Below are 4,027 nucleotides of genomic sequence, written 5' to 3'. Positions count from 1 at the left end.
CGCAAAAAGCCTTTTTCTTTTACAAATTTTTGTATTTTAGCAAAAGAAAAATGGCTTTTTGCTTGGTGTAGAGATTGCATAAGTACTTGATAATCAAAGTCCGCACTTCACAAAGCCGCAAACCGTTAGCGGTCAGCTTGAAAACGACAGCAATCATGAAAATGAAAGAAGTTGAAAATTTAGAAACAGAAAGAACAATAATGCGTAAACTGACAAAAGAAGACGCAAAAGAGTTCTATGCTTTAAATCTTGACGAAGAAGTATTGAAATACACAGGAGACAAACCTTTTGAAAACATACAAGCCTCAATTGACTTTTTAGCCTACTACGACCAATATGAAAAATATGGGGTTGGACGACTTGCTGTTATTGACAAATCGACTTCAAAATTTATTGGTTGGTGTGGAATAAAATATAGCCAAGATAAAAACGAATATGATATTGGATTTAGATTTCAGAAAAACTATTGGAATAAAGGTTTTGCTACTGAAACTGCAAAAAAATGTCTTGACTTTGGTTTTACAGAACTTGGAATCGAAAAAGTAGTTGGACGAGCAATGAAAGAAAATATTGGTTCAATCAAAGTTCTTGAAAAAATAGGTATGAGATTTAAAGAAAACTTTGATTTTGAAGGACAAGAAGGAGTAATTTACGAACTGACAAAAAATAAATAAAAAGCCGAACCGCTAACATCGGTTTGGCAATATGGCGGCTGAAGTGCTTCTATGAAGCATTTGTGCAAGGTTCAACAATAGTAATTCTATTCAACTTTTGTGCTAAAATCCGCCACATCGCCAAGCCGCGGCCCGTTGTACGACATTTTAAACAAAGCGTATGAAAACAACACAAATATTGAAAAGAATTATTGTCTTTGAGTATTTTCCCCAGCTATTTGCAGACAGATAGTTGGGGAAAGTTAACTTTTACTTATTTTATAAAAACATAACAAAACAATTAACACATAAAGTCATGAAAAATATTTTTTTATTAGTATTTGGATTTTTATTAATATCCATATCCATTAATGCAAACAATTTTACTTCTTCTCTAAATGGAGATGATGAAGTCAACAAAGAGAATGTATTCTCAAATAAATTTTACAAATATGACAGCGAAGGGAAAGTTGTCTATTTAAGTAAAAAGGAAATAAAAAAAATGTGGGAAAACCAGCTTAAAAGTGAAGGTTATGATTTAAAATTTGAAAAATTTGAAATTTTATCTTCTACTGATGAGAAAACAGGGAAAACTTACTATTTTTTGAAAACAACAAGTTCAGATAAAACTATGGAAACAGGTGCCTTCTTTACAAAAACTAAATTGGGATTACTTTTAGGAGACAAAGAATGCTCTTGTTCTGGTTGTCCAAACGGTTGTAATCTATCAGTTTTTGGTTCTAATTGCTCATGTGGTTTAGGAGGGCCTCAAAATTGCACAAAGACAGAAAAAGCAGTTGTAAAAAGTTTTACCCTTGACTAATTTCAAATAAAATTGAACAGCGATTACAGATTTCAACGAAATCTGTAATCGCTTAAATTAAAATTATGAAAAAAAAAATTCAATTAATATTTCCTTTTATTTTAATTTTTTACAGCAACATTTTTTTTGCTCAACAAGGACGTTTTTATTATGATTTTAAATACAAAATTGATACAACTGGAACTTCTGAAGCAAATGACTTGTTAGTATTATTGGTAGATGAACAAAAAAATATTTTTTTGAGTAGTAAATTTGTTGAAATTGATTCATTAAATTCATTGAAGAAATATGAAAGGCAATATATCAATCCTCAATATAATGTAATAATAGAATACAAAAAAAATAATGATATGTTTACTACATATAAGAAAATAGATATGAATTATTATAAGTACAATTTTAAGCGAAAAATAAATTGGAAAACTTCAAACGAAACTAAAACTATTTTAGGCTTTAATGTACAAAAGGCAGTAGCAAACTATGGGGGACGAAATTGGATTGCTTGGTTTTGTAAAGATATTCCTTTACAATATGGACCTCATGTTTTTTATGGTCTTCCTGGTCTCATTTTAGAAGTACATGATGACAGCAATAATTTTTCTTATACATTAGTAAAAACTGAAAATCATAAAGAATATCATTCAAATTTCGATATAAAAAATATCTTTGATCAAAAAGTTTTTGAAATAAAAGAAAAAGATTGGAAAATAGTTCAATTAAATTATTATAATAATCCCTTATATAATTACAAAACTATTGGTTGGGTTATGTACAATAAAAATGGAGAAAAATTTACAACAGAAGACTACAGGGAATTGGAAATCAGAACAAAGTCTGAACTAAAACGATACAATAATCCTATTGAACTTTCTGAAAAAATAAATTACAAATAAAAACGTCGTACAACATTGTATTGGCAAAATGCGGGGAGATGTGTAGAATTGAAAAGCAGAAAAAATAATCCGCTCATGCTTTTCAATTCTGCAAATTTTTGTAAGTTAGCATAATCGAAAAAGCATTCGCTACGTTTGGGTTTCATTGAACTTTCAGTTCTTCGAAAGCCCGCACTTCGCCAATACCTTTTCCGTTGTAAGATATTTTCATAAAAGAGCGTTCCAAGAATATCATTTTTAACAGCGGAAAAAACACAAAGATTGATGAAAAGAAAACAGATTGGAACGGTTCGAATATTAAGTAAAACATACTTTTGTGAATAACAACTTGCAATGGGTTGGACAATTTTCCGAATACCTACCCTCTCCTATTGTGGAGTAAAATCAAAATTTCTCTGTTGATTTTTTGATGAAAAAAGTAGGATTTATATTTTATTACAAATAATAATGAAAAAAATATTTTTCTCTTTGGTAGCAACAGCTTTATTTTCTGTTTCTGCAACAGCTAACACAAATAGTACTATAAAAAATGAGTTACAAAAAACAACTGAAGTTACTGTAACAAATGACAACGGTGATGAAGACCAATATCAAGAAAATTGGAAATTCTTCGGAATTGAAATTAAAACGGGACCTTGTACACCACTTTTTGAAGGATCTGATGTTGGATTACAAACAAGAACAGAAGTTTTATATGTTTTTGGAATACCTGTTTCAACAGCTCCACTTGCCCCAGGCAATTGTGTCCCACAAAAAGTTACACCAAAAATTGAAGATATTAACTAAATACTATATTGTAGCTAACCTAGGTTAGCTACAATTTAATCATTATGAAATTTAAAAATTATTTAGTTTACATATTTCTATTTATCATTACTAAATCTAATGCTCAAAAAATGACTGTTTTGGATAGTATTGATAAGAAACCTATTGCATATTCTCAAATCTTTTGTAAAGAAAATTCCTTTTTCACTGATTCCTTGGGTTTAATCCAGCTAAATGAACATTGTACATTTCCTTTAAAAATAATAAGAAATGGATACAATGATAAAATTATCTATAAATTTCTTCCTCAAATATATCTTAAACCTAAATTTTCTGAAATTTCTGAAATAAAAATAATTCCAAGAAAAAATAAAATATTTCATAATAAAATTCATAATAATAATTTAGTATTTAGGAAAAATGTTGGTTTTGGATTTTCATTAAAAGGAATAAAAAATAAAACTGGTATTCTAAAAAACATTACAATTCCTTTTACCATAGCAAATAATGTTGAAAATATAAAATTAAAAATAGACTTTTACCATTATGATTCAGGAAAAATGGCAGAATACCCAATAAATCAAGAAAACATAATTATAAAAATTGATAAACAAAATAAAGACAAAATATTTATTGATTTCAGTGATTACAACATAGAAATAAAAGACAACTTCGTTATAAGTTTAATTGAAATTGTTGGTGATGGTAAAGTCGATACTAATACTGTAGCAAATATAGAAAACAATAATATACAATTATTTTTCTCTGAACTTGTTTAAAGTAAAAAAATCGATAAACACCTTTAAAAAAAGGCGTTAATTATTTGTTTAAAAGACTGGTATTCAGTATATTAGAGGAAAAATAACTACAAATTTCTCTATGCAAAAGAATAC

The 4,027-nt window shown here is 28.1% G+C and carries 5 protein-coding genes; all 5 read left to right on the top strand.

Annotated elements, in window-relative coordinates; genetic code table 11:
* Positions 1-155: 155 nt before the first annotated feature.
* The 5 genes from EIY84_RS11505 (at position 156) to EIY84_RS11485 (ending at position 3,913) form a co-directional block, all read left to right on the top strand.
* On the top strand, positions 156-674 hold the full coding sequence (locus tag EIY84_RS11505) for a GNAT family N-acetyltransferase (RefSeq protein ID WP_241154790.1): 519 nt from the start codon (positions 156-158) through the stop codon (positions 672-674).
* A 295-nt stretch (positions 675-969) separates the two neighbouring features.
* Positions 970-1,476 carry a hypothetical protein gene (locus EIY84_RS11500; protein WP_124643310.1) on the top strand — a complete coding sequence of 169 codons (507 nt, stop codon included), beginning with the start codon at positions 970-972 and terminating at the stop codon, positions 1,474-1,476.
* Between the two features lie 65 nt (positions 1,477-1,541).
* Complete coding sequence (locus EIY84_RS11495) at positions 1,542-2,369, top strand: GLPGLI family protein (protein WP_124643308.1); 828 nt, start codon at positions 1,542-1,544, stop codon at positions 2,367-2,369.
* Positions 2,370-2,816: 447 nt separating this feature from the next.
* Positions 2,817-3,155 (top strand): hypothetical protein, encoded by a 339-nt coding sequence (locus EIY84_RS11490; protein WP_124643306.1) that lies wholly within the window; start codon positions 2,817-2,819, stop codon positions 3,153-3,155.
* Positions 3,156-3,199: 44 nt separating this feature from the next.
* A complete protein-coding gene (locus tag EIY84_RS11485) occupies positions 3,200-3,913 on the top strand; it encodes a hypothetical protein (RefSeq protein WP_124643304.1) in 714 nt (237 codons plus the stop codon).
* Positions 3,914-4,027 lie beyond the last annotated feature (114 nt).

Origin of the sequence: Amniculibacterium aquaticum, assembly GCF_003852705.1 — a bacterium.
GTDB classification, from domain to species: domain Bacteria; phylum Bacteroidota; class Bacteroidia; order Flavobacteriales; family Weeksellaceae; genus Amniculibacterium; species Amniculibacterium aquaticum.
The sequence above is the reverse complement of the archived record's forward strand: the minus strand, read 5'-3'. Positions and strand labels throughout refer to the sequence as shown.